General features: G+C 52.3%; 17 protein-coding genes. 9 read left to right on the top strand and 8 right to left on the bottom strand.

Annotation, left to right across the window (positions count from 1 at the left end; all coding sequences use genetic code 11):
• The first annotated feature begins 26 nt into the window (after positions 1-26).
• Genes WC421_07790 through WC421_07770 form a run of 5 tightly spaced genes read left to right on the top strand, consistent with a single transcriptional unit; the run spans position 27 to position 4,089 of the window.
• Positions 27-740 (top strand): deoxynucleoside kinase, encoded by a 714-nt coding sequence (locus WC421_07790; GenBank protein MFA5162133.1) that lies wholly within the window; start codon positions 27-29, stop codon positions 738-740.
• Positions 737-1,423 (top strand): (d)CMP kinase, encoded by a 687-nt coding sequence (cmk, locus tag WC421_07785; protein ID MFA5162132.1) that lies wholly within the window; start codon positions 737-739, stop codon positions 1,421-1,423. The genes WC421_07790 and cmk overlap by 4 nt, the downstream gene beginning before the upstream one ends.
• On the top strand, positions 1,420-1,983 hold the full coding sequence (locus WC421_07780) for a lysophospholipid acyltransferase family protein (protein ID MFA5162131.1): 564 nt from the start codon (positions 1,420-1,422) through the stop codon (positions 1,981-1,983). Before cmk ends, WC421_07780 begins: the two co-directional genes overlap by 4 nt.
• 43 nt (positions 1,984-2,026) lie before the next feature.
• A complete protein-coding gene (locus WC421_07775) occupies positions 2,027-3,223 on the top strand; it encodes a S1 RNA-binding domain-containing protein (GenBank protein MFA5162130.1) in 1,197 nt (398 codons plus the stop codon).
• Between the two features lie 2 nt (positions 3,224-3,225).
• Entirely contained in the window at positions 3,226-4,089 is an 864-nt protein-coding gene (locus WC421_07770; protein ID MFA5162129.1) for a tetratricopeptide repeat protein, read from the top strand.
• Positions 4,090-4,572: 483 nt separating this feature from the next.
• Here the strand turns inward: WC421_07770 and WC421_07765 are convergent, their stop codons facing one another.
• The 8 genes from WC421_07765 to WC421_07730 all read right to left on the bottom strand — a co-directional run bounded on the left by WC421_07765 (position 4,573) and on the right by WC421_07730 (position 22,328).
• Positions 4,573-5,778, bottom strand: coding sequence for an ATP-binding protein (locus tag WC421_07765; protein ID MFA5162128.1), 1,206 nt, complete (start codon positions 5,776-5,778; stop codon positions 4,573-4,575).
• 219 nt (positions 5,779-5,997) lie between these two features.
• Positions 5,998-17,997, bottom strand: a complete 12,000-nt coding sequence (locus tag WC421_07760; protein ID MFA5162127.1) for a kelch repeat-containing protein — start codon at positions 17,995-17,997, stop codon at positions 5,998-6,000.
• A 137-nt stretch (positions 17,998-18,134) separates the two neighbouring features.
• On the bottom strand, positions 18,135-18,758 hold the full coding sequence (locus WC421_07755; protein MFA5162126.1) for a hypothetical protein: 624 nt from the start codon (positions 18,756-18,758) through the stop codon (positions 18,135-18,137).
• Positions 18,755-19,951, bottom strand: a complete 1,197-nt coding sequence (locus tag WC421_07750; GenBank protein ID MFA5162125.1) for a hypothetical protein — start codon at positions 19,949-19,951, stop codon at positions 18,755-18,757. The genes WC421_07755 and WC421_07750 overlap by 4 nt, the downstream gene beginning before the upstream one ends.
• On the bottom strand, positions 19,948-21,495 hold the full coding sequence (locus WC421_07745; protein MFA5162124.1) for a hypothetical protein: 1,548 nt from the start codon (positions 21,493-21,495) through the stop codon (positions 19,948-19,950). Before WC421_07745 ends, WC421_07750 begins: the two co-directional genes overlap by 4 nt.
• Positions 21,496-21,614: 119 nt before the next feature.
• The gene (locus WC421_07740; protein ID MFA5162123.1) at positions 21,615-21,794 is read right to left on the bottom strand and encodes a hypothetical protein; all 180 of its coding nucleotides are present in this window, start codon (positions 21,792-21,794) and stop codon (positions 21,615-21,617) included.
• Positions 21,795-21,804: 10 nt separating this feature from the next.
• Positions 21,805-22,074 carry a hypothetical protein gene (locus WC421_07735; protein ID MFA5162122.1) on the bottom strand — a complete coding sequence of 90 codons (270 nt, stop codon included), beginning with the start codon at positions 22,072-22,074 and terminating at the stop codon, positions 21,805-21,807.
• A complete protein-coding gene (locus tag WC421_07730) occupies positions 22,071-22,328 on the bottom strand; it encodes a hypothetical protein (GenBank protein ID MFA5162121.1) in 258 nt (85 codons plus the stop codon). Before WC421_07730 ends, WC421_07735 begins: the two co-directional genes overlap by 4 nt.
• A gap of 167 nt (positions 22,329-22,495) precedes the next feature.
• Between WC421_07730 and WC421_07725 the strand changes: the two genes are divergently transcribed.
• The 4 genes from WC421_07725 to WC421_07710 form a co-directional block, all read left to right on the top strand.
• A complete protein-coding gene (locus WC421_07725; GenBank protein MFA5162120.1) occupies positions 22,496-22,960 on the top strand; it encodes a hypothetical protein in 465 nt (154 codons plus the stop codon).
• Between the two features lie 167 nt (positions 22,961-23,127).
• On the top strand, positions 23,128-24,774 hold the full coding sequence (locus WC421_07720) for a hypothetical protein (GenBank protein MFA5162119.1): 1,647 nt from the start codon (positions 23,128-23,130) through the stop codon (positions 24,772-24,774).
• 182 nt (positions 24,775-24,956) lie between these two features.
• Positions 24,957-25,865: a hypothetical protein gene (locus WC421_07715; protein MFA5162118.1), complete on the top strand. Its 909-nt coding sequence runs from the start codon at positions 24,957-24,959 to the stop codon at positions 25,863-25,865.
• Positions 25,838-26,204: hypothetical protein (locus WC421_07710; protein MFA5162117.1), on the top strand; the 367-nt coding region annotated here is incomplete at its 3' end. The genes WC421_07715 and WC421_07710, both read left to right, overlap by 28 nt.

Here is a 26,204-nt window from a genome sequence, read left to right as displayed (position 1 = left end):
CCAGTCCGATGCGGGAGGATTTTTTTATGTTCGCAGAAGGCTACATAGGAATCGCCGGAACCATAGGCGTGGGCAAATCCACGCTCACCACCGAGCTTGCCAAAGCGCTGAATTTCGAGCCCATCCTGGAAGAAGTCGCCGGGAACCCGTACCTCGCCCATTTTTACAAGGACATGAAAAGCTACGGCACCATGATGCAGGTGTGGCTGCTTAACCACCGCTTCCGCCAGCACAGGGAGTTCGTCTCGCGCATCAGCCTGGGGCGCATCCGCGGCGTGGTGCAGGACCGGACCATATGGGAAGACACCATTTTCGCCCGCATGCTCAACGAGCATCCCGACAAAATCATCAGCGACCTGGACTACAACACCTATCTGGATTTGTTTGACAACATGGTGCTGCGCGAACTGGTGTTTCCGCAGCTTATGATTTATCTGGAATGCAGGCCGGAAACCGCCATACAGCGCATTCACAGCCGGGGCCGGGTGATGGAGCAGACCATAGATGTGGACTATCTGCGCGCCCTCCAGCGCAATTACGACCAGTTCATCTCCGAAATGGAAGGCGCGGGCGTGCGCGTGCTGCGCGTGAACTGGGAGAATTTCATGCCCATCTCCGAGGTGGCCCGCCTGGTCAACGAGTATTCGCTGAAACCGTCGGGCTTCACCAAATGGGTCAGACCGTTGCGCGTGGACAAGGCCGCCATCCCGCAGGACGCAATAGCCGCAGTCGCAAAATGAGAAAGAAGGGAATTTTAATCGCCATAGACGGCCCCGCCGGGGTGGGCAAGTCCACCGTCGGCATGGCTGTTGCGCGCCAGCTGGGCTACGGCTTTATAAACACCGGAGAGATGTACCGCGCCCTGGCGTGGAAGCTGCTGCGGCTGGGCATATCCCCGTCCGACGACGGGGCCGTGGCAGGGACGGCGCACTCCTCCAAATGGGATTTCGCCGCAGGCGAGGGCGGCGTGCTGCGCGCGCTTGTGGACGGACAGGACCCCGGCGGCGAACTGCGCGGCGAGGAGGTCAGCAAAACCTCCAGCGCAATAGCCAAAAACCCGGCAGTGCGCGAACTGTTCCGCGAAATACAGCGCGCCCTGGGCGCGGACGGCGGCATGGTCATGGAAGGGCGCGATATCGGGACGGCGGTTTTCCCGGACGCGGAACTGAAAATTTATCTGGACGCCGCGCCCGACAAACGCGCCAGACGCCGCGTGCTGCAACTGGAGCGGCAGGGCCTGCCGGCGGATTACGGCGAGATACTGCGCGGCATCATCGCGCGGGACAAAAACGACTCCACCCGCGCCGCCGCGCCGCTTAAGAAAGCGCCGGACTGCGTGGTGGTGGACACCTCGGAACTCACTCTGGAGGCGGCGACCGACGCCGTCGCCGTCATAGTGCGGAAAAGATGCTCGCAAATTTGATAAGATACCTTGTCCGCCTCTACGTGGAAACTTTTTACCAGGTTGAGGCGGAGGGGCTGGAGAAAATTCCGCGTTCCGGCGGGGCTATACTGGCGTGCAATCACCTCTCCAACGCGGACCCGCCCGTATTGGAATGCTGCGCCGGGCGGGTCAGGCCGGTGCGGTTCCTGGCCAAGAAAGAGCTTTTTGACACTCCGTTAATCGGCTGGGTGATGCGCACGGTGGAGGTTATCTGCATAGACCGGCGCAAGCCCGGCGGAGACCTGGGCGCGCTGCGGGCCGTGCTGGACGCGCTTAAGAAGGGGCATCTGGTGGCGCTGTTTCCGGAAGGGACCCGGTCCAGGGACGGCAGGCCGGGCAAGCCGCAGGCCGGCATAGGGTTTCTGGCGGCCAAAAGCGGAGTGCCGGTCATCACGGCCAGAATCATGGGCAGCGATGACATGTTCGGCACGGTGAAGGTGAAAATAGGCGGTGTTTGCCGCTTTGAAGCCGCGGAGAAGGCGGATTACGGGAAGATTTCAGAGAAGATAATGTCGGATATCCTGGCAATAGAAGATTAGATATACGCGCCGCCCGCAGCCGCGCGCGGCGCAAGGGAGACTTATGGACACAGACAACCTGCAGAACGAAACCCAGACCCCGGCGGTTTCCGTTGAAACCGAATCCTCCGAAATGTCCATGGAGGGTCTTTTCGCGGAGCAGGAGGATTTCCGCAAAAAGCTCAACAGCAGGGAAATCGTCAAAGTCAAAGTCATCCAGATAGGCCCGCAATATCTGCTGGTGGACATAGGCGAGAAGAAAGAGGGCCTTATCCCGGTTTCGGAGTTCGTTGCGCCCAACACCGTTCCCGCGGTCGGGGCGGAAATCCCCGCCGTGCTGGAAAAGCGTGGCGGCGACGAGAGGCATACGCTGCTTTCCCATGCCAGGGCGCAGGAGATTGCCGGCTGGGGCGAGGCCGCCAAGGCGCTGGAAGCCAAAACCCGCGTCAAGGGCGCGGTGCTGGAAGCGGTCAAAGGCGGCTATATAGTGGATGTGATGGGAGTGCGCGCTTTCATGCCGCTTTCGCTGTCGGAGTTGCATCCGGCATTCAAGCATCACCTGCCCGCCGGCGCGAAGATAAAGTGCTATATCATAGAAATCGCCCGCGAAAAGCGCCGCATGATTGTCTCGCGCAAGCAGGCGTTGGAAGAGGACGAGGCCGCCCGCCGGACCGAGGTCATGTCCCAGATAAAGCAGGGGGAAGTGCTGCGCGTGGTGGTTTCGCGCGCCGGCAAGGATTCGCTGCTGGTCCGCTATCACGGGATTGAGGGCGTGGTCCGCAACGAGGATATCTCCTGGCGCAATCAGGAAGAGGCGCTGAAAACATTCAAACGCGGCCAGCGGCTCAAAGCCAAGCTGCTGCATATAAGCGAAACGGCTCCGGCCCTGATATTCGGGCTGCGCCAGCTAGCCCCCAACCCCGCAGACGCGCTGCGGCGCAGGTATCAGGCGCGCAGCGTGGTCAAGGGCAAAATTCTGGAAGTCAGCGCCGAGGGAATGAAAATTTCCGTCTCGCCCGACGTGCAGGGCTTTGTGCCCATAGCCGAATTCGGGCACGAGCTTCAGCCCAAGCCCGGCGACACCGTGGCGGCGATGGTGATGGGCGTCAATTCGCAGGCGTACGAGATTAATCTCTCCATAAAGCGGTTTGAGGAAATACAGAACCGCAAAATCATCGCGCATTACCTCAAAGAGGCCCCGCCGCTGACGCTGGGCCAGCTGCTCTCCGGCGGAGATTCCGACTCGCGGGAGAACGGCTGATCTTGCCGCCGGCAATCAGACGCGGTCTTGCCTGGGCGGCGGTTGCGGCCGCGCTGGCGGCGGTTTTAGCGGTTGCGGCGCATCGCGCGCGCGGAACCGGCCCTGCTTCGCTTCCGCCGGTATCGGCCCCCGAAAAACAACTTGAGGACGTGCAGGTCCGCCTTCAGGCCAATCCAGACGATATAAAAGCCCTCGCCGAAAAAGGGTTCGTGCTGTACCAGCTGGGGCCGAAGCATTATTTGCAGGCCATAGCCGCGCTGGAGTCCGCGCGCGACAGAGGCAGCCTGGACCCGCGCATTTTTTATTGTCTCGGCGACATGTACCGGGAGGAGGGCCTCTACGACTATGCCCGCCGCGAGTTGGAGCGTTGCCTGAACAATTTCCCCGATAACCGCGAGGCCCGCCTGATGCTTGGCAAGCTCTATTACCAGAACGGCGATTACGACCTGGCGCGGGACGAGTTTCTCAGGCTCTCCGGCGGAGACTCAGCGGATATCATCGCCATGGAAAATGCCGCGCTGGCGTTTTACAAATCCGGCAAGAACAGGCAGGCGGATAGCATGCTGGATAAAATGCGCGCCCTGGGCCCGCAGGCGGCGCGCCGCGCTGACTTCTGCCGGGCCAATATGGATTTTGATGGCGGGCGCCACGGCGACGCCGCCAAACTGCTGGAAGCGCTGCTGGCGCAGTCATCGCTGGACATGACGCTGGACAAGACACTTCTGCTGCGCCTCTATGCCAAATCTCTGGAAAAGCTGGACCGCCGCGACGACGCGCGCGACGCCTGGAGGCGGCTTGCCGCCATTTCTCCCTCCGACGAGGAAGCCGCGAAAAAAAGCAGGTCCCCCAGAAGAAAATCCAAATAGGATCCGCTGAAAAAGTCTGATTTTATTGCATTTCACGTCGGGGGGGGGGATGCAATAATGTTGTCGTGAAAACGCCGCGGAACTGCACTGGAAATGCGAAAATAGCGCAAAAGCCGTGCAGTTTTTTTATGCGCGGACGACGCTTTTGGGGGCCGTTGGATGGATACTATATGGACCCCCGCGGTTCAGAATGTGATTCTCCTTTTGCCGGAAAATGCTATTATTGACAATAGAAACCCGCAGTTTGCGCCGAGGTAGCTCAATGGCAGAGCAACGGTTTTGTAAACTGACCAGAGCATCTTAGCCGGACTTACCCGCCATCACCCCTATAGTGAGCCAACAGAAAAATCCCCGTCTGAGTTTAGCTGAATTTAGCCGTTTCGGACTCTCACTGGACACCTATATGGACACCAACATCGTCGCGCCAGATTTCCCGAAATTGCCCCGCGATATGCATACCCAATCTCCGGACGATTTGCGGTCTCAATACAGAAAGCCGAAAAGATAGAGCGGTATTTTATTGCCTGCCCCTATTTCAACTTTATCCAAAGCAAGATAAGCGTCTTTTACGTTTTTAATTTGTTCCGTGGTTTTATTCTTCCCGCCGACCTCGAAGACCAATGCGTTGTTTACCGTAAAATCGCCTGTTTCGGCGGCTGTGATGCGTTCGCAGCTTGCTAATTGATTCATGAAGAAGGTCTCCCGCACCGCGCCCTCTTCGTCATCCAGCTTTAACGAGCCGTTGATTGCGGCGAGCAGATTTGTATTTTCAAGAAACAGCTTGGCGGGCTTTCTTAACAGCTTGTAACCCTTTCCTTCGGAATACAGCGCAACGATAATTCCAGCTTGCTCAAGGTACTCCAGATAGTGATAAACATACTCTTTGGAAATGCCTAGTTCCCTGCTCAGCTTGTCTATGTTTGGCGCAAAAGCGGCTGTTCCGGCTATCAGCCACAGGATTTTTTTCATCGCCACGATATTGACGGGTTTTACATTGCCTATCACCGCGACATCCTCGTAGAGGACCTTTTCAATTATGTTGAGAACTTTTTGCGGATAAGCCGCCTCGCTCTCAATAAAGAAAGGATAATAGCCGCCGCTCAAGTATTTCCTGAAATCCTTAAGAACGGCTATCTCCCCGGAAATTGCCTGCGCGTGCTTCACATGGCCGCGCAAAATATCATCCAATTTCAGCGCGGGAAATGTTTTGCCCTCTTTCAACGTCAGATATTCCCGGAAAGAAAGCCCTCTAAGGTCATAATAAACGAAACGGCGGGAAAGGTCCGCCTTGCCCTTTTTCAGATTCAGCGAGGAACTGCCCGATACCAGCAGCTTCTTTCCTTTGAATGTGTCCACGATATTTTTAAGCTCAACCTGCCAGTTCTGGTATTTGTGAATTTCGTCAACGATAAGCGCCTTCCCGCCAAAATTGAAATATTCCGAAGCTATATTGAACAGGCCGGTAGCCGTCGCCTCCACGTTATCGGCGGAGACGTAAAGACACTTTTCCACGTCGTCATATTGCTCGTGATAATATTGCAGGAGCATGGTGGTCTTGCCCACGCCCCGCGCCCCGGTGAGGCAAATGGCGTCGGATTTCCAATCCATGTGTCCGTAAAGATAGCGTTTAAAGGCGCGCGGGGTATTTTTGACTGTGCTATTGTGTATTGCGAAGAGTTTTTCAAGCATTGGGTCTGCCTCCCCTTATCAAATCGTCAAGTCCAGTTTACTAAATATTCGACAAATCGTAAACTCCAGTTTACGATACAACAATGCCAACAGATGAGAACCATATCACCGGCAAGTGTGGGTTGTGCGTATTTTGAATAAGTTGGCGCAAACGCAGGTGATTGATTGTTTATCCAGCAAATCAATATCCCGAATTCTCACAAACAATGGAGTAGCGGTTTACTTCACTCCGATTTTGGTTTTAACGGTCACGCCGCCGGATTTGACAAGACAGATATATCCGCCGGCAGCCACATAATTACCGCGACCGTTTTTACCGTCCCAGACGATTTCATTCGGTCCCGTTGAACCGCCGGGGAAATCGCCCGCTGAAAAATTCCATTCATAAACCAGCTTGCCCAGCAAATCATATAGTCTGATTTGCACGGCGGCATTGTTACTCAGAGAATATCTTATTTTGGTTGCTCCGCCTCCTCCGGCTGCGAAAGGATTCGGATAATTGCTCAAGCCAAAAATAGCCTCGTTACTGGTGGAAGAACCAATAATTGCAAACGCCGTTAAATGGTTTACGATAGCGGTAACGGTTTTTGCCGCAGTGTCCACAACGGAATTATTGATGACTTGCCAGTTATGAGCAACCGTATCATAATAAGCGATTTTCAGGCTTGCCGGTTTTAGCCCCCCGATGGCAGCGTCTGTATATTTCAAAGTTATCACAATACCCTGATTCAATTGATGCGTTCCGTCGGCCAGTTGAATTTCCTTGACGAATGGCGTAACCGTCCAATTGGGGTCGTACACGCCGGCGGGAATTTCCGTGGAACCGAGCTGCCGCACTAAAAGGAAGGTCGGCGTTAATACTGCGCCGGACGGAAACACTATACTGGAGCCGTCGCCCATTGTATAAGTATGACCCGCGGAAGGATTGACAGCCGTCTGGAGAATGAATTTGTAATGCCCTGCTTGCGTTCCCACATTGCCGGCATCGTCTTTAGCAACAGCATGGAAATACCATGTTCCGTCGGCAAGCGGACTGTTTATCTGTATTGTAGCTGCCGCCGCATAATCATCCGATGCGGATGGAACGGTATTATTGTTCTGGTCCACTTTCCAATAATACCCCGCGACGCCTGAAAAATCCGAGATACCGGACAGCGCAAAAGAAGGATTGCCTTCACAATAAGATAATTCGTGTTCCGGATGTGTGGGCGAGGTTATAATCGGCGCAACAGGCGCGCTTAAATCAACCCCGACTTGCGCGCTCCAATCCGAATATGCGCTGCAGATACCAGCGGCGTTCTTGGCGCAGACACGCGCGTAGTAATACGTGCCATCCTGCGCCGTCAGAACGGATGTGGACAGCACAAGACCGACATCACTATTAAACAGGCTTGCGTCATTTGACTGCGGATTAACCCCAACCTCAAGATGATACCCCGTTATTCCGGTAAGTAAATCCGCCGCAGTGCCTTGAGACCATGTCAGGACAAGGCTTTTGACAAACGCGGAACCGGCGGAGGGCGTTCCGGGTTTCCCTGTCGGCGGAATAAATGCGTTCTGCACGGCAAAACCGTTTGAAAGGGTATTGGTCTGATTATCCGAATTTACCACCACCACATTCCATTGCCCCGCCTGCGCGCCGGTTATAGGCAATGCGCAGGTCAACTGTGTTGAATTAATAAAAGTAACAGAGGACACGACTATATCCAACTGTCCGCTTTTGGTCAGCTTAACGGTCGGGGTGGGCATGAAATTGCTGCCTTCAATCAAGGCATTCAGCGGTCCGATATTTATTCCGGAAGCCGGTGTTATCTGTGTTATCAGCGGGGGCTGATAGGACCGCGTAGTCGTTGAAATTCGGTTATTGCCATAACCGATATCCGTTTCCGTAGAGAGTTTCACCTCAAAGTAGTACCCCGTATTCGGCGTCAATCCGGTAAATGTGCTTGTATTTCCTGTTTGTGTTCCGGATGCGACAACGTTCGCATAGCCGCTATCGGTGGTCAGCACAGGAGTATAGCTTACACCAGCTATCGCATCCCACGTTACCGTCGCGCTGGTCACATAAACCTGCGAGAACTGCGGGTGCAGGCTTGTCGCTGCCAGAATAGTGAAACCATTTGTTAGCGCAACAAATTGTCCATCTGAATTGGTCACCACCACATTCCACTGACCGGGCGCCGCGCCGGTTATCGGCAATGTGCATGTGATTTTCGTTGCGCTGATATAGGTGACCGATGACACGGTTATATCCACTTGTCCGCTTTTGGTCAGTTTAACCGTCGGCGCGGGCAGGAAATTGCCGCCGTTAATTTGAACATCCAGCACGGCACTGTTTACGCCGGAGTCCGGGGCCAACCCGCTTATGCCGGGGACAGGATACGACAATGTTTCTGTTGAAATACGGTTATTGCCATAGGCGATGTCCGTTTCGGTGGACAGCTTCACCTCAAAGTAATAGGTGGCGTGTTCCGTCAATCCGGTAAATATCTTTGAAGCGCCGGACTGCGCGCCGCTGGAAACGACTGTGCCGAAACCGTCGTCGATCGCCAGCACAGGCACGTAGCTCGCGCCGGACACGCTGTCCCATGTCACCGTCGCGCTGGTTATATAAACCTGGCTGAACTGCGGATGCAGGCTTGTCGCTGCCAGAATAGTGAAACCATTTGTTAGCGCAACAAATTGTCCATCTGAATTGGTCACCACCACATTCCACTGACCGGGCGCCGCGCCGGTTATCGGCAATGTGCATGTGATTTTCGTTGCGCTGATATAGGTGACCGATGACACGGTTATATCCACTTGTCCGCTTTTGGTCAGTTTAACCGTCGGCGCGGGCAGGAAATTGTCCCCTTCTATAATCACCGGCAGCGAGCCGGTGTTTGCCCCGAACGCCGGCGTTATGCCGGTTATGTGCGGCGGCAGGTAAGCCATTGTCAGCGCCGATGTACGGTTGCCATAATAAGCAATATCCGTTTCGGTAGACAACTTCACCTCAAAAAAGTAGACGGTTGCGGGAGATAATTTGGTGTACGTCGCCGAATGCCCGCTTGACGCCGCGGACGATATCGCGACATACCCGTCAGAGGCCAGCACTGGCATATAAACCGCGCCCGGCACGTCGTCCCAGGTAACCGTCGCGCTGGTTACAAACACTTGCGAAAACCGGGGATGCAGATTGGTCGTAGCCAGCACGGTAAACCCGCCCGCCAGCGATGTTCCCTGACCGTCTGGATTTGTAACCGTTACGCTCCATACCCCCGCCTGCGCACCCATTATCGGTAACACGCATGTGAGCTTGGTGGCGTTCACGAAAACAACGGACGTCGCATTTATATCCGGTAAGCCGTTCATGGTCAGGCTGATTGTCGGCGTGGACACAAAATTATTGCCGTTTATCTGTACAAACACCGAGCCGTTGTTTATAGCCGAGACCGGCGCAACTGATGTTATCGCCGGCAACGGATAAAGTAGCGTCATCGTTGAGACTTGGTTGGCATAATATGCGATATCTGTTTCGTTGGCCAGTTTCACTTGGAAATAATAGGTGGTATGCTCCACCAATCCAGTGAAAAACCTTGATGCGGCAGTTTGCGCGCCGGAGGAGATTATATTGCTGAATGCATTGTCCAGCGCCAGCACCGGTATATAGCTGGCCCCCGGCACAACATCCCATGTCACAGTCGCACTGGTCACAAACACCTGCGAAAATTGCGGATGCAGCGGCGATGACGCAACCGTTACATCAAAGGCGGCTGCCGCCGTTGAGGCGCGGACATCCGGATTTGCAACCACAAGCGACCATTGCCCCTGCGAGGCATTGATTATCGGCAATGTGCAGTTAATCTGCGCCGCGCTGACAAATGTGACGGGATTGGCGGTTATATCCGCCTGCCCTGTCTTTTGCAGCTTGACCGACGCGCCGTATAGGAAATTCGCACCATTTACCTGCACTGCTGAGGGCGCGTTGTTGTTGGCCGTGCCCGGCGAAAGCGAGGTTATCGCCGGAGGGGGATAATACAATGTCGCAGTGGAAATCTGGTTGCCGGCGTATGCGACGTTCGCTTCGGTGGAGAGTTTTACCTCGAAATAATATGTGGTATGCTCCGATAATCCTGTGAAGCTCTTTGACGTGACGCCGACAGCCATCGTTGCGGCGTCCAGTATCGTGGTATAGTCGCTGTCGGTTGCCAGAACCGTGGTATAAGCCGCGCCCGACACGGCGTCCCATGCCACGGTCGCGCTGGTTACGGACACCTGAGAAAAACGCGGGTTCAGCGGCGTCATAGTCAGCGTTACTGTAAACGCGGCCGTGGCCGACGACGCCCGCACATCTGGATTTGTCACCATCAGCGACCATTGCCCGGACTGTGCCCCGGTTAGTGGTAATGTGCATGATATCCGCGAGGCATTGACAAAGGTTATGGACGAAACCGCAATATCCGTCTGGCCGGTCCTAGTCAATTTTACGGTGGCGCCGGACAGAAAATCCGCGCCGTCAATCTGTACATCAACGGGCCAGCCGTTGCTGGCCGATGCCGGCGATATTGAAGTTATTGTCGGCGGCGGATAATACAATGTGGCGGTTGAAATCCGGTTGACGGCAAAAGCGGCGTCCGTCTCGGTGGACAGCTTTACCCCAAAATAATGGGCGGTATTTGCCGAAAGATCGATATATGTCGTGGTTGCCGCCGTTAATGTGCCGGAAGAGATGATATTGCCAAACCCGTTGTCCGAAGCCAGCACGGCAACATAGGTTACGCCAGGCACAGTCGTCCAGTTAACTGTCGCAGAGGTAACATAGACGTTGGAGAATTGCGGTGAAAGCGGAGTTCGTGCAATTTGCGTTTGCGCGGAGAGGGTGTTGCCCGAGTACGCCCCATCAGTATCGGTAGATAATTTCACCGCAAAATAATAATTGGTGTACGCCGAAAGACCGGTATATGTCGTGACTGCAGTTGTTAATATGCCGGAGGAGATTATATTGCTGAATGCATTGTCCAGCGCCAGCACCGGTATATAGCTGGCCCCCGGCACAACATCCCATGTCACAGTCGCACTGGTCACAAACACCTGCGAAAATTGCGGATGCAGCGGCGATGACGCAACCGTTACATCAAAGGCGGCTGCCGCCGTTGAGGCGCGGACATCCGGATTTGCAACCACAAGCGACCATTGCCCCTGCGAGGCATTGATTATCGGCAATGTGCAGTTAATCTGCGCCGCGCTGACAAATGTGACGGGATTGGCGGTTATATCCGCCTGCCCTGTCTTTTGCAGCTTGACCGACGCGCCGTATAGGAAATTCGCACCATTTACCTGCACTGCTGAGGGCGCGTTGTTGTTGGCCGTGCCCGGCGAAAGCGAGGTTATCGCCGGAGGGGGATAATACAATGTCGCAGTGGAAATCTGGTTGCCGGCGTATGCGACGTTCGCTTCGGTGGAGAGTTTTACCTCGAAATAATATGTGGTATGCTCCGATAATCCTGTGAAGCTCTTTGACGTGACGCCGACAGCCATCGTTGCGGCGTCCAGTATCGTGGTATAGTCGCTGTCGGTTGCCAGAACCGTGGTATAAGCCGCGCCCGACACGGCGTCCCATGCCACGGTCGCGCTGGTTACGGACACCTGAGAAAAACGCGGGTTCAGCGGCGTCATAGTCAGCGTTACTGTAAACGCGGCCGTGGCCGACGACGCCCGCACATCTGGATTTGTCACCATCAGCGACCATTGCCCGGACTGTGCCCCGGTTAGTGGTAATGTGCATGATATCCGCGAGGCATTGACAAAGGTTATGGACGAAACCGCAATATCCGTCTGGCCGGTCCTAGTCAATTTTACGGTGGCGCCGGACAGAAAATCCGCGCCGTCAATCTGTACATCAACGGGCCAGCCGTTGCTGGCCGATGCCGGCGATATTGAAGTTATTGTCGGCGGCGGATAATACAATGTGGCGGTTGAAATCCGGTTGACGGCAAAAGCGGCGTCCGTCTCGGTGGAAAGTTTCACTTCAAAATAATAGGTGGTATACTCTGACAGGTTGTAGCCGACTGAGTTTCCCGTCTGCGCTGCCGACGATACGATATTTCCAAATCCGCTGTCGGACGCCAGCACGGCCACATAGCTTGCGCCCGGGACGGAGTTCCAGGAAACTGTCCCGCTGGTCACATACATATTGGAAAACTGCGGCGAAAGCGGAGTTCTTGCAACCTGCGTCTGCGCGGAAGCCGTGTTGACCGAATACGCGCCGTCAACATCGGTTGACAGTTTCACCTCGAAATAATAAGTGGTGTTGGCCGAAAGCCCGGTATAAGTGGTCGTATTCGCTGTCAGCGCGCCGGAGGAGACAATGTTTGAATACCCGCTGTCCAAAGCCAGCACGGCGTTATAGCTCGCCCCCGCAACCGCCGTCCAGTTCACAGTCGCGCTGGTAACATAAACGCCGGAGAAGGAGGGGGATAATGAGGTTACGGGGGTGTATAATTCGGCGGAAGAAATAGCATTAGCAATGTTATATCCTCCCGCAATAAGTATTTTGCCGTTGGGCAAAAATACGCTGATATGATTAAACCTTGCCGTGAACATTGGACTATCTGTTGTCCACTGGCCTGTTGATGGGTTATAAATCTCGGCAGTATTCGTATACCCATTGCTGCCGGATCCACCAGCAACTAATACTTTGCCATTTGGCAAAAGCGTGGCGGTGTGAGCATCTCGGCTGGTGGACATTAAACCAGTTGGGGACCATTGCCCTGTTGAAGGATCGTAAACTTCTGCGGCATTACTATCATAACTTCCACATCCACCGGCAACAAGCACCTTGCCATTTGGCAAGAGTGTGGCAGTGTGAAACTCGCGTGCTTTGGACATGGAACCAGTTATGGTCCATTGACCTATTGATGGATCATATATCTCGACAGAACTAGCAGGAGCAGAATCAAAAGCCCCACCAGCAACAAGCACTTTCCCATTCGGCAAAAGTGTGGCGGTGTGGTGAGCGCGCGCTTTGGACATAAAACCAGTTGAGGTCCACTGACCTGTAGCCGGGTCGTAAATCTCCGTTGATGAAAGTATGTTGACATCACCGTATCCTCCCGCAACAAGCACTTTACCGTTAGGTAACAGCGTAGCAGTGGAATGTTGCCGCGCTACAGTCATTGACCCAGTTACCGTCCATTGGCCTGTTAGAGGATCATAAATCTCGGATGAAGAGAGACCATTTCCTCCAACAGCAAGTACCTTGCCGTTTGACAAAAGGGTGGTTGTATAACGTTGCCGTGCGGTCGTCATTGACCCAGTTACCGTCCATTGACCCGTTGACGGATCGTAAATCTCCGCAGAAGATACCCAACCACTACTATTAGCCCATCCACCAGAAACCAGCACTGTACCATTTGATAAAAGTGTGGCAGTGTGTTCGGCGCTTGCCATCAACATTGCCCCGGTTCCTGTCCAAGCCCATGCGGTTGCATTTGGAGTTATTATGAATCCGCTTGAAAACGTGGCGGTTTGGCCGTCGGGGTTGGTTACTATTACATTCCATTGGCCCGCAGCAGCGCCGATCAGCGGCAGCGTGCATGTGAGTTGCGAACTGCTTACAAAAGAGACATTTGTCGCCGCAATGTCGGCTTGTCCGGATTTTGTCAGTTTCACCGTCGCGCCGGAGGCGAAATGAGAGCCGGTAATCTGCACATTATTCAACACCGCAGTATTCAACCCCGAAACAGGCGTTATCTGAACCACAACGGGAACAGGCAATGTAACTGTGGAAATAACGTTGAGTGGATATGCCCCATCCGTGTCAGTGGAAAGTTTTACCGCGCAATAATAGCTTGTGTCCGGCAACAGCCCTGTATATGTGGTGGAAGCCGTCGTCAACGCGCCAGAGGAGATGATATTGCCGAACCCACTATCCGAAGCCAATATGGCAACGTACTGAGCGTCGTTTATTGCGTTCCACGTCACCGTTGCGCTGGTTGAGTAAACCTGCGTAAACTGAGGAATCAATAGTGTTGCGGGCAACGGCATAAAGATTTTGCGAACGCGATGGTTGTAAACATCCGCGATATAAACATTTCCCTCATCATCAAGAGCCACGCTGCCTGGCCCATACAATTTCGCGCTGGGTGCAGGACCGCCATCGCCGCTATAGCCGTTGGTTCCGTTACCAGCCACGGTGGTTATTATCCCAGTAGCATAGTCAACCTTGCGAATGCGGTGATTGCTGCGATCCGCGATATACATATTCCCACCAGAATCAAAAGCCAGACCATAGGGCCAATATAATGTTGCGTTTGTTGCAAGCCCACCGTCACCACCATAACCGCTGGCTCCATTGCCAGCCACCGTGGTTATTATACCGGTGGCATGATTAACCTTACGAATGCAATTATTGCCTGAATCTGCAATGTAGATATCCCCTGCGAAGTCAATCGCCACCCTGCTAGGCCATTGAAATGTTGCGCTTGTGGCAGGACCGCCATCGCCGGTATAGCCGCTGGCTCCGTTACCAGCCACGGTGGTTATTATCCCAGTAGCATAGTCAATCTTGCGGATGCGGCGATTGCTGTAATCCGCGATGTAAATGTTTCCCGCTGAATCAACCGCTATTCCCCTGCAATCCAAACCCGCATTAAGCGCTTGGCCCCCATCACCGCTGTAGCTACTGCTTCCATTGCCGGCAACCGTGGTTATTATGCCGTTTGCACGGGTTACTTTGCGAACACGATTATTGCCGGAATCTGCAATATAGATATTCTCCTCAGAATCAAGCGCAACACCCATAGGAGATGCTAAATGCGCGTAAATTGCCTCCCCGCTATCGCCGTTGTAGCCATAGTTTCCGTTGCCGACCACAGTGGTTACCACCCCAGTTGCATGATCAATTTTGCGAACCCGATGATTGTCTTGATCCGAAACATAAGCATTCCCCGCGGAATCAACCACCACGCCAACGGGATAATTCAACTCCGCATTAAACGCCTGTCCGCCATCACCGCTGTAGCCGCCAGTTCCATTTCCGGCTATAGTGATTATATTTCCGACATGGGGAGTGTATTGCGCTGTTTGTGTAGATATCTGATTCCTTATAAAAGACACGTCAGTTTCAGTGGATAGTTTGACTTCAAAATAGTAGGTAGTTACCCCGAGCAAATCCGCAAACATGGCAGAGTTGGATGACAGCGTCAAAGAGGAGACAACAGTTGAGAATCCGCTGTCCAAAGCCAGCACGGCGATATAGCTTGCGCCGGTTACAGAATCCCACGATATCTGCGCATTGGTCGCATAAACTTGCGAGAATTGCGGGTGTAGATTGGTCGCCGCCAATATGGTGAAACCATTGGTGAGCGGGGCAAACTGTCCATCCGGATTAGTCACCACCACATTCCACTGTCCGAGGGCCGCGCCGGAAATAGGCAACGAGCAGATAAGCTGTGTTGCGTTGACAAAAACGACATTTGTGGCCATGATGTCGGATTGTCCTGTTTTCGCTAATTTTACTGTCGCGCCTGAAACGAAATCCGTTCCGGTAATCTGGATATTGTTCTGTGTGGTAGTGCTAATACCAGTTGACGGGGAAATAGCAGCGATGGTGGGCGCCGGATAAAGCATTGTTGTGGTTGATGTGTGATTGCCGTAGTAAGCAATATCTGTTTCGGTGGAAAGCTTGACCTCAAAATAATAGGTTGTGTTCGCCGACAAAGACGTGAAGGTCCTCGTGTTGTTGCCGCTTGTCGTGCCGGAGGAATTGGCGACAATATTTTTGTAGCCGTTATCCGTAGCCAGTACCGCGATATAATCTGCAGCCGGAACGGATGTCCATGAAAATGTCAGACTTGTATTGGTGCGATTGGTGATGGTTGGATTTAGCATTGTGGATGTAAGTCCAGAATTATATTTGACAACCCGATTGTTTTGTTCATCAGCCACATAGAGATTTGCATAATTGTCTAAAGTTATCCCTGAAGACTGGCGTCCCCCAAAAGATAGTGCATTGGAATCCACGCGGCTTCCTCGGTTGGCTGTATTGGAGTTGAAATTAGCTTGGCCTATAACTTGACTAGCTGGCATATTGGTAGTTGAGAATGGGGGAGCATATTTCAAAACTCGGTTGTTGGCACTATCTTTCACCCAAATGTTTCCCAGAGGGTCTGCGGCAACTCCACTGGGATGCGCAAGTTTATATTGTCCAATCCCACCGGTTGCTACATTGAAACCAGTTTGTCCCAAAACTACATTTGCGGCTTGCCCATGTGCTGATGGAGAAATAAATTCCAATATTCTATAATTTGCCACATCTGCCACCCAAAGGTTTCCAGTACTATCAATGGCTAAACCTCGGGGGCCATATAGTGTGTTATTCGCTATTGTCCCTCCTCTGTTGGCAAGATAATCGGAAAAATTTGCTTGCCCCAATACAAGACTCGCATTCATGCCTGTAGCCAGATTATTGCCCACAAATTTCAAAATACGGTTATTTGAGGTATCGGCAACCCACACATTGCTGTTTGTATCTACTGCCACGGAATATGGATAATTCATGGTACTCGCCGAGGTGCCCGAACCCTTGGAAGCAAAATCTTGCTGGCCCAATACCATATCTGCATTCATATTGTTGGCAAGTGTTGCGCCTGGGAATCGCATAACGCGATTATTTTGAGAATCGGCAACATACAAATTTCCTGATGAATCAACTGCCAGCCCGGCAGGCGCGGATAGAGTGTTCTGCCCCAACCCATGCAATAAGTTGTCTGTAAAATTCGCTTGTCCCAATACTCCATCGGCAGCTTTGCCTATCGCAAGCGATGACGCGCTATTCCACCAAAGAACACGGTTGTTGTCCGAATCTGACACGAATACGCGTCCATATTTCGGGTCAAACACAACACCGGTCGGAACACTCATTCCTGTTGCTTCAGTGGAATTCCAATACACGTGTTGGAAATCCGGTGATCCCAAAACTCTCGTAGAACTTGCGTTTATAGTATTTAAGTCATCGAATCGCAAAACACGCTCCCAGTCAACAACCCATAACGCAATCCCACCATAAGTACCAACGCTAACGCTTGACGGGTGCCCAAAACAAGTACTTGAGTAGCCAGAACAATTATTGGTAGTGAAATCAGATGCTCCCAGCACAATTGATGCATTTTGGCCCGTTGAAAAAGGATAAGTAAATTTCAACACCCTCCGATTACCGGTATCGGCAACCCATACATCACCGCCGCTCGATACCGATACGCCAGACGGCATATTTAATTTGTTTGCAGCGAGTCCGGTAGAATTGGACCCGAAATCAGTTTGACCTAAAACCACATCGGCTTGCGCACCGTCGGCACTCGGGGATGTGAAACGTAAAACACGGGAGAAAGCAATATCCGCAACCCATACAGCATCGCCTTGAGCGCCTATTCCTGATGGCAAACCCATACAATAATTCGTAATCCCATGTATCGAGTCACAATCGGTAGCAGTTTTTGTGAGTTGGCCCAATACGAGGCTGGCATCCATGCCTGTAGCTAAACTATTGGCGGGATATTTCAAAACCCTATGGTTGCCACTATCCGCAACCCATAAATCAGGCGAAGTTGTATCAGACTTCATGGCTAGAATTGAATAGTGATCTCCGTTTTGATCCTCTAGATTCAACGTGTTGGCGGCAACGCCGCCGCCACGGTTAGCAGTAGTAGAATAGAAATCTGCTTGTCCCAACACAATATCCGCTGTCGCGCCAACAGGAGGCGGATTTTTGAAACGCAGAACACGATTGTTGCCACAGTCCGCTACCCATACATACATATCACCATTTACTGGAAAGTTCACAACGCTGCAAGGTTTGTTTAGCGTATTACTTCCGGCAACTCCGCCGCGGTTTGGCATTCCGGACTGAAAATCCGATTGACCGATAACACCATCAGCCCCTTGCCCGTTTACTGACGGTCCGCCTGCCCAGTATAGAACACGGTTATTGTTCTGGTCAACAACCCAGACACCATTCGCTGATACACCGACGGGGGTATCCACTTTATCGCTTTCAATGACATTCCTGTTTGAAACCGTAAAAGTGGATTGTCCTAATACTATGTCCGCCTTCCCGTCGTATATTGTGGCATTTGCTATAACTGCTGCAAAACACAGGCAAAATACTGTCAGTGAAGTATGCAAAACCCATGACATTGGTTTTTGACGATATATCATTGTTGCGTAAACCTCAGACATTCTATATCCTCTCGCAGAAACTTCGTTGCCGGTCCCGGCCATCATCCTGCATGGTGTTTATTATGCGCCGGCGCGGCTTTAACACGCCGGCGCATGTTCACTTCAGCCTCTTATGACTGCAGCATTGCAAAAACCGTTTACGGCTGCATCACTCCTTGTCTGGCTATGGCGGCGCCGCCTTCCTGTTGCGCCACGGTAGCGGGTTTAAGTTCGTCTGCGGGCATCTGGTCCGCGAGGGGCATGCTCTCGTTGATGTATTTCTTGACGAATTTGGTCACATCCTCGGAATAGGTGGATGTGATGGCGTCAAGCAGCGGCTGGGCTTTCAGCGCGCCTTCGTAATAGCAGCCCGCTTTGTCGGTGAAGCCTATTCTTATGTCACAAGGCGTCCACTGCGGCAGCCGGGAAATTATCGTGTCGGCGTATACCTTTGCCGTGGCTTCCTTGCCGGTCAGCGCAAGCACGCCCTGGCGTATGCCGGGGGCTATCCGGTTCACCAGCAATGCGCCGGCCTGCGCGCGCGCTTTGGTCATGCAGTTGTTCAGCCGCGCCGCCGTCGGGTCGGATACCTTGCTTTCGTCTATCACATCCGCCGATTGTATCTGCATTATGCGCATATACTCGGGGCTTTCGTACTGCTTGGCGTCGGGGGCCTCATAAACCCATTTCACGGCTTCTATGGATTTCACATTCCGCGCCGTCCCCGAACATCCCGCCAGCAACACCGCGCCGACCGCCGCAACTGCAATTTTAACTTTCATTTTGCCTCCGTTTTGATTTCCGGCTGCGCCGCTTCCAGCACAACCGTCCTGAAATTGACCTGCTTTATCTGGAATTTGCGGCCATCCCCGGCCAACTGCCTGTCAATGGCCTGCGCCAGTTCAAAAGCCGTTCCTTTCCAGTCAACGCGGAAATAGTTTTTATCCTGCAAGGGCGTGATTTTCGGCTCGCCCCAAAAGCCGGAATTGACGCCCTTGACGGTTTCACTCAACTGCCTTGAAAAATCGGAGAATTGCTCAAACGGAATCTTGCCCGTGAATGCCACGATTTTCGCGCTGTCGGACATGATGCGGAGCATGAACCGGTCTATTTCCTCAACGCACCGTGCGGCGGCATTGTTAAGTGCCTTGTCGTATACAACAGCCCTGCTTGTTCCGCTGTGATACGCGGAGACAGAGGGAACCGAAAAGGGGAACTCCCCGGCGGGGCCAAGTTCCGGCTCGTAGAATTTGAGGTTGCCTATCCTGATTTCCAATGATTTTATCTTGCCGGGGATTTCGTCCGTATCCAGGCCGTCAAGCGCCACCAGAAAATCCGCCTTTCCGGTATTTGCGGACACCGCCTCGGCTGTGGATTTATAAAATCCGGCATCGGGGGCTTCGTCCGCTGGAAGCCGTATGCCGGAACCATACTTTTCCTTTAGCTTTGCGCGCATGGTGTTGAGCGTATCAACGCCGGTCTCCCTGCTCGCGGTTCCGGTTACAACAGCAAGCACAAATCCGGGCGGATTCTTAACCAGCGATTCCGTAAGGTCAAACGCAACCTGGCGGACCTCGGCTTCAACGCATACCGACGCCAGCATGCCGCTTCCAGTAGACTTGAATTCAGGCTCGCCCGCGAGTTTATAGGATTTCACAAACCCTTCCCGCTGGATTTGGATGAAGTGCTCGGCTAAAACAGAATTTTCTATTTTCAACCGCTCCTGCAGCTTGCCGACTATCGCGGCGCTAAGGGCGTTGTTGACCGCGTGTTCAAGCGCGTCGTTTCTGGCTTGCGGCGAATCACCGGAGTACCAATACTGGCCCATCCGGCGGACAAATTCCGCGCCGTTTTTGACCTCGCCGAAAGTTTCCTCGCACCCGCCTCTCGCCGGACGATAAGCGGCGCAAAGAATAACCGCCAGCATAAACGCCGGCTTGGCGCACGATAGGATGTCTCTCTGTTTCAGTTTCATTTTCCAGACCATTCCATAAACTTTTTCACGAGTTCTCGCGCGTACTTCCTGAAATCAATCTGCTTCGGGTCTGTCTCGTCAATGGCGACCTCAAGCCGCGCATTCCGTCCGGTTGAATCTGCGGCTTCCGTTGCCAGCGTGTACCTGGAACCAACGAGTTTCACCGACGGCTGGAGTATAGAGACCTCCGGGAATTTATGCTTGATTTTTTCAGGGGTATCCGCGCCGCAGACATTAAATCTGGAATCCTCAACGAGATGGATAACGGATTTCTCGGCTTCATAATTCTTGAATTCCTTACGCAGGTCAACGCTCCATTCCGCGGAGCGGAGCGTCTCCGCAAATTCCACATTGCAGACGAATACGGCGTTTCCTTTAATCAGCTCGTTCTTTTTGTCTTCGCATTTGTTTCTGAGTTCGGAAAATTTATCCTTGCCATCTGTGTTTTCGCTAAGATAGGTGTCAATAAGGTTTATGGCCACGTCGCAATCCTGCCGTTTTTCGTTTCTGGCGCAGGAATGGTATCTATTTTCCGCCTTACCGTATTCTTCGCGGCATTTAGAACCGCATTCCTCCAACGCGCGGGTTAGCTGCCCGAACCGCATCGTCAGCGAAAATTTGGAGCTGGAACCCAAGTCTTCCTTATTAATGGCGGCATAATCCAGTTGAAGGGATTTGCCGATACTGATACCGCCGCCGAATGTCATGTTGCCGTCGTCAATTCCGGCGCGCAGCGACGCTAAATCATAGAAGGTGAATTCCGTTCCGGCGCGGAACCTGTCCGCCTGCGCCGCGCTTTTGTCCATGTCAGCCGTAACAACAAAGCGTCCGGAATTGGCCAGTTTATACCCCACCGCGCTGCCTACCGAGATTATATGCGGAGCGGTGTCTGTCAGGTTCTCCCGCTCCATCGCCGCGCCGTACATGTTTCTGAAAACTGCGCCTGCGGAAACCAGAAATTTTGAGTTTGAAAAATCCATGGGCCTGAACATGAAGCCCAAATCATAGTCGTAAGCGGATTTGGACCAATCATCAACGCTTTCGGACATAAACCGCCCGGAAAGACCCATGACCAGCCCCCACGCGATGGGTTTTGCCAGGCTCACTATCGCCGCTCTGTTTGTGTTTGAAAATGTGCCTATGGGGTTATTGTTTGAATCCCGCCTCGTGAAGTCGGATGACGCTATTTGCATCGCCCCAATTCCAAAAAATAAATCGGAAAAAAGCGGAACTTTTCCGGCGAAACCGGCTGAATCAAAATTGGTGTTTTCATAAAGTATTGAGCGCATCATCTGGACTTCATAGCGATTCAGTTGAGAAAGTCCGGCGGGATTCCAGTATATAGAGGATACATCCTCCGCAAGACCAACATAAGCGCCGCCCATGCCAAGCGGCCTTGCGCCGATTCCCTGCGCCATAAAGTATCCCGGCTGGCCGCCATCTGCGCTGGCCGCAAACGCAGATGGTTTACCATACGCAAAGCAACATGCCGCCGTCAAACATCCCAGCAGCCGCTTGCACCCCATTATAGGTTTATTACCCATTTTGCTTTTTATAGACATCCAGCTAAAATTTAGTCTGCCGGATAAGTCAGCATCCCCAACTGGCCAGAGTCCGCGCGATTCCTCGACATAATCAAGGACAGCATCAAACTTGCCTTATCTTAATGATACCCCAAAACCGCGCCGGTTACAATGTCAATTTGGTCACATCGTCTAAACATCTCTCGTCGGGCGGGGTCCTTATATGTCGTGCCGTCGGGCATGTAGCCGACGAGACTCATGCCGGTTTCGGGGCCTTGTCCCATTCTGATTTCAACGTTTACGGATAATCTGATTTTCATAGCGTCTCCGTTAATATTCCGCGTTTTTGATTGCGCCGGTTTCGGCGTCGCGGACGGTGTAATAGCGTTTGTTGCTCCGCCAACTGCCGTCGGTGAATTGCTCCTCAATGGTGATGCTCCAATTCGCCTTCGGCAGGGTTTTGCGGACCGCTTCCAGCTTTTCAAGCGCGGCGGGGATATGGTCCTCGGTTTTGCCGGTCAGCGCGACGTCTTCCACGTACATCTCCGCGCCGTCCTGCTTGAGGCTCAAGTAGCGCGATTTCAGCGTTTTGCCGGTCATATTGCCTCCTGTACTTTTATCTGCGCGATTGTTTTGCCGTTGTGCCGGATTATAAACCGTATGCGGCTTTTGCCGTTGCGGACTTCGGGGCGGCGGGCTTGCGCTTCGGCGAATGCCTGCGCTTCGGCTGCCGTGTCAAACTTGCCGATTGTGCGGCGTATCGTGCAGCGGAATTCCGTCCCATCTAACACCGTCGAGACCACTGTCACGTGGTATTTGGCTTGTCTGCCCGTCGTTGCCGTCGTCGTTTTCATATCATCCTCCTCACCTGAAGGGTACAAGGACTTCCGCCGAACATCAAGGCCTTTCTGACGCTGTTTCCCGTCTGAAAAACAGGCGAATAAATGCCTTGATTTCCGCGCGAAGTAGCTGTACCTTCAGTGGTGACGGGAAGCAAAATTCCAAACCGGGAGGCGACATTATGAAAGCGCGCGACGCGAAAGTCGGACACAAATACCTGACGCAAAAAGGAGCGACCGTCACTATGACCGGCGAGAAGGACGGCAAATTCGTGATGACGCTGGCCAGCGGAATCGTGTTCCGGTGCGGTCCCGATTACGAACTGAAGCCGGTAAAAGGCAACACCGGTGCAACTGCCGAATCGAAGGCAAAAATTGAAAAACCCACGTCGAAGCAAAAACCCGCCGCCAACGAGCCACGCGTATCGCTGGCGTCCATCATAGACCCGTTCCTGCTCGGCGGCGGGCATACTGTGCGCGATATTGCCATGGAATTGTCCAACAAGGCGGGCGACGTGGCGCAAGGCAAAGACATTGAGGCAAATGTCCGCGCGCGGCTTGTAACATATACCCGCAAAGGCTGGTTGGTCGTCAAGGACGAGAACAAGCGCATCAAAGTTGTTCAGGGTAAAATGAAGTCCGTATAAAATCATAAGGCGTCCCGCCCGGTTTTTCGGGCCGGGCGGGATGGATTAACGCAAAGCTAAATTTACCCACCACATCGTTCCAAATATTTAATGAGCAGGACTATTGCGCAACCGGCACTCGGCTGGATTGCCCTGAACGAAAGGAAGCGGTATCATATTTGGGAAATATGCCTTCAGAAAACAATTTCTATTTGCCGATACCCGAGCTAAAAGCCGATATCGAGAGCTATTCAAAAAAGCTGGCGGAACGAGTGGGCGTTCCCAAACAGTCCGCTCGGATTCAGGGGATAACCGAAAAACTATACCGCAAGCCATATTGCCAGAATCCATTCACCGGTCATGGCCTTGCTTTGTCGCTTGAAGAAGCTTTCTGTAATCTGGGCAAGGATGAAGCACTTGGCTTGTTTGAAAAAACCGACCTTGATGCGCTGGCAAATCGCGTATCCCTGATGCGCAACTGGGCTGGCGGATTAGAGCCGTTTTATACCCGCAGCGAGCTTGCCGCAGAGATTCGCGGATTTGATGGTTTTTACTACGAAAAACGCAATATGCTGCTTGCTTACGGCTATCCCTATGTTTATTTTGCTTTCGATAGTTTCTTTATGAGGTTTACCTTTCTCAATCCGACACTCGATCCGGGTTGGAAAGTGCAAGGTGAGAATAGCCCATTCGCCAATTCAGTGAATCAATGGGATAATTTCGGAGCGCTTAACTTCAGCATTGAGGAAAGCACATTTCTGGACGATTCCCGCATAAAATTGCACCGCATAAAATCCGAACTTTGCTTGCTGTTTTATCATGCGGTAAAACATAAGGAACACACGCCGCAAACGCTTTGTGATGAAGCCGGCAAATTAATCGCAAAGCATCTTGACCGCAACGAGGCGAATCGGCTACTGCAGTTGGAGCAACGATACAAAGAGCTATTCCAGTATAAGGCCTGCGTTAGGAATGAGCAGGTCGGCAAGCAAGCCGAATTATTGCTGGATATCGGTTCCGGCGGGCTAACTGCCATGCTCAACGCAGTCCTTTTTATCGCCGAGGAAATTGACACCACCCGTCTGCATAAAACTAAAACTACGCTTATGAAATTGTTGGAGGGCCGGGAGCTATCGTCCTATTATCGGTGTTTGCAAATAATGGCCCCTCAAGCCTTAAGGAAGCTCAATAAATTTCTTGATGAGAACAGCGATTATTTTAACGTGCTGGCAAATTACGGGAAGCGGTTCGAGCCTTTGCTGATAGACAGCATTAAAAAGCATATAACGATACCGATAACCGTCAAGAAAGAGCATGTTGATAAAATCAGCCATGCCGCCAAGCATCTGGAGCAAGGCGGCGAACTCCGCCTGGGCGAGTTGGCGTATACCGCTACTGGCGTTAAAAGCGCAAAACCAAGCGCACCGAAGGGAAAACCACAGCCCATCGTACCCGGCAAATTAAAAGTCAGTATTACCGGATTAAAGAGGCCGTCAAATGTGGTCATTATCGATGGGCACGAATTGCAACTGACTGATGCAAACTTCCTGCTTTTCCTGAGGCTGGCCGTCGGTCTCAAAGAGGGCAAGGACGGTTTGGTGTTAATGAAACATGACACTACAGTCCCTGACTTTTCCCATCAGAAAGTGAACCGCCTTAAACAGGAACTGGCCTATGGGTTGAAGTGCAAAGCCGATATTATTACAAACGATTGGAAGGGCAGTTACGGCATCAATACCCGCGCAAATCTGGTGAAAATCAACAGCAAAGCCCTGCGTGTCCAAGATGACGGAAGGATTGATGCAATTCTGAATTTGATTACCGTCCGAAAATAAAGCCAAGTCCTCAAACATTTTAGGACTTGGCGGACATTTTCCCCGAATTGATACCAAGTGCATATAAAACTCGCCTGCAGTCATGGATAAATCTGATGTCATAAATCATACCGTTTTAGTTTCCATGATTAAACAAGCTCTAAAACTATCTTTGTCGGTTAGATTTCGGTAAAATTTGGATAATGGACGACAATCCTACACCGAGGGATATTATCGAGCGGCAGATACGGGAAATAGAGGGCCAGATTGCGCGCTTAAGCGAGCAAAAAACTCGCCTCTTAAACCAGTTGTCCGCAGATGCGGTAAATGCTCCCGTTGTAACAAATCACGCACCGCAAAATCTTACGCCGGATGACAAGATAAAAGTATTTAAAAGCTATTTCCAAGGGCGTGAAGATGTTTATGCCAAACGCTTGAGCAGCCAAAGCGGCAAAAGCGGTTATAGCCCTGCCTGCACGCATGAATGGGCGCGCGATATTTGCGGCAAACCCAAAATAAAATGCGCCGACTGCCCCAACAGGACATTTATGCCGTTTGACGATATCGCCGTTAAAAAGCATTTGACCGGAACGCAGATTTTAGGTTTATATCCATTGCTTGAAGATGATAGCTGCTATTTTCTTGCGATGGATTTTGACGGCAAAACATGGCGTGAAGATATTTTCGCTGCAAAACGCACCTGCGCCGAAGCCAACATCCCGGCGGCTATAGAACGCTCGCGGTCAGGGGACGGCGGACACCTTTGGATATTTTTCGCTGATAAAATACCCGCGATTACCGCGCGGCGGTTGGGTAGCTTTCTGATAACAAAAACGATGTCGCAGCGCTATCAAATGGACATGAAAAGTTATGACCGGCTGTTTCCCAATCAGGATACTTTGCCCAAGGGCGGCTTTGGCAATCTGATAGCTTTGCCATTTCAGAAAGAAGCCATAGCCAACGGAAACAGCGTTTTCATAGACGACAAGGCCGTTGCGTATCCCGACCAGTGGGGTTATTTGGCGTCTGTGCGGAAAATGTCCGCCGCAGTCCGATTGACGAGCAGGACAAGCCGTGGAACAGATTGCCTACGGGCAAAAGTTCTCCTGTAGTCAAAATTGATAATCCGCCAGACAGCATTGAAGCTGTTCTTGCCAACAGGATTTACATAAAGACAGGGCAATGCCCTTCCGTTTTGCTCAACCGGATTAAGCGACTGGCGGCGTTTCAAAACCCGGAGTTCTACAAAAAACAAAAGATGCGCTTTTCAACGCATGCTACACCGCGTGTTATCTGCTGCTCTGAAATTGTAGACGATTATCTCTCGCTTCCGCGCGGCTGTCTTGACGACCTCCGAACGGTGCTAAAAGCGTATCATATCGGCTTGAAATTGAAAGATGAGCGGAGCTCGGGCGAAGTAACGGACTTTACATTTCATGGCAAGCTGACAG

It is taken from the genome of Elusimicrobiales bacterium (genome assembly GCA_041651175.1).
Taxonomy (GTDB): domain Bacteria; phylum Elusimicrobiota; class Elusimicrobia; order Elusimicrobiales; family Elusimicrobiaceae; genus JAQTYB01.
Note: the sequence above shows the minus strand (reverse complement) of the source record. Positions and strands in the feature narration are given on the sequence as shown.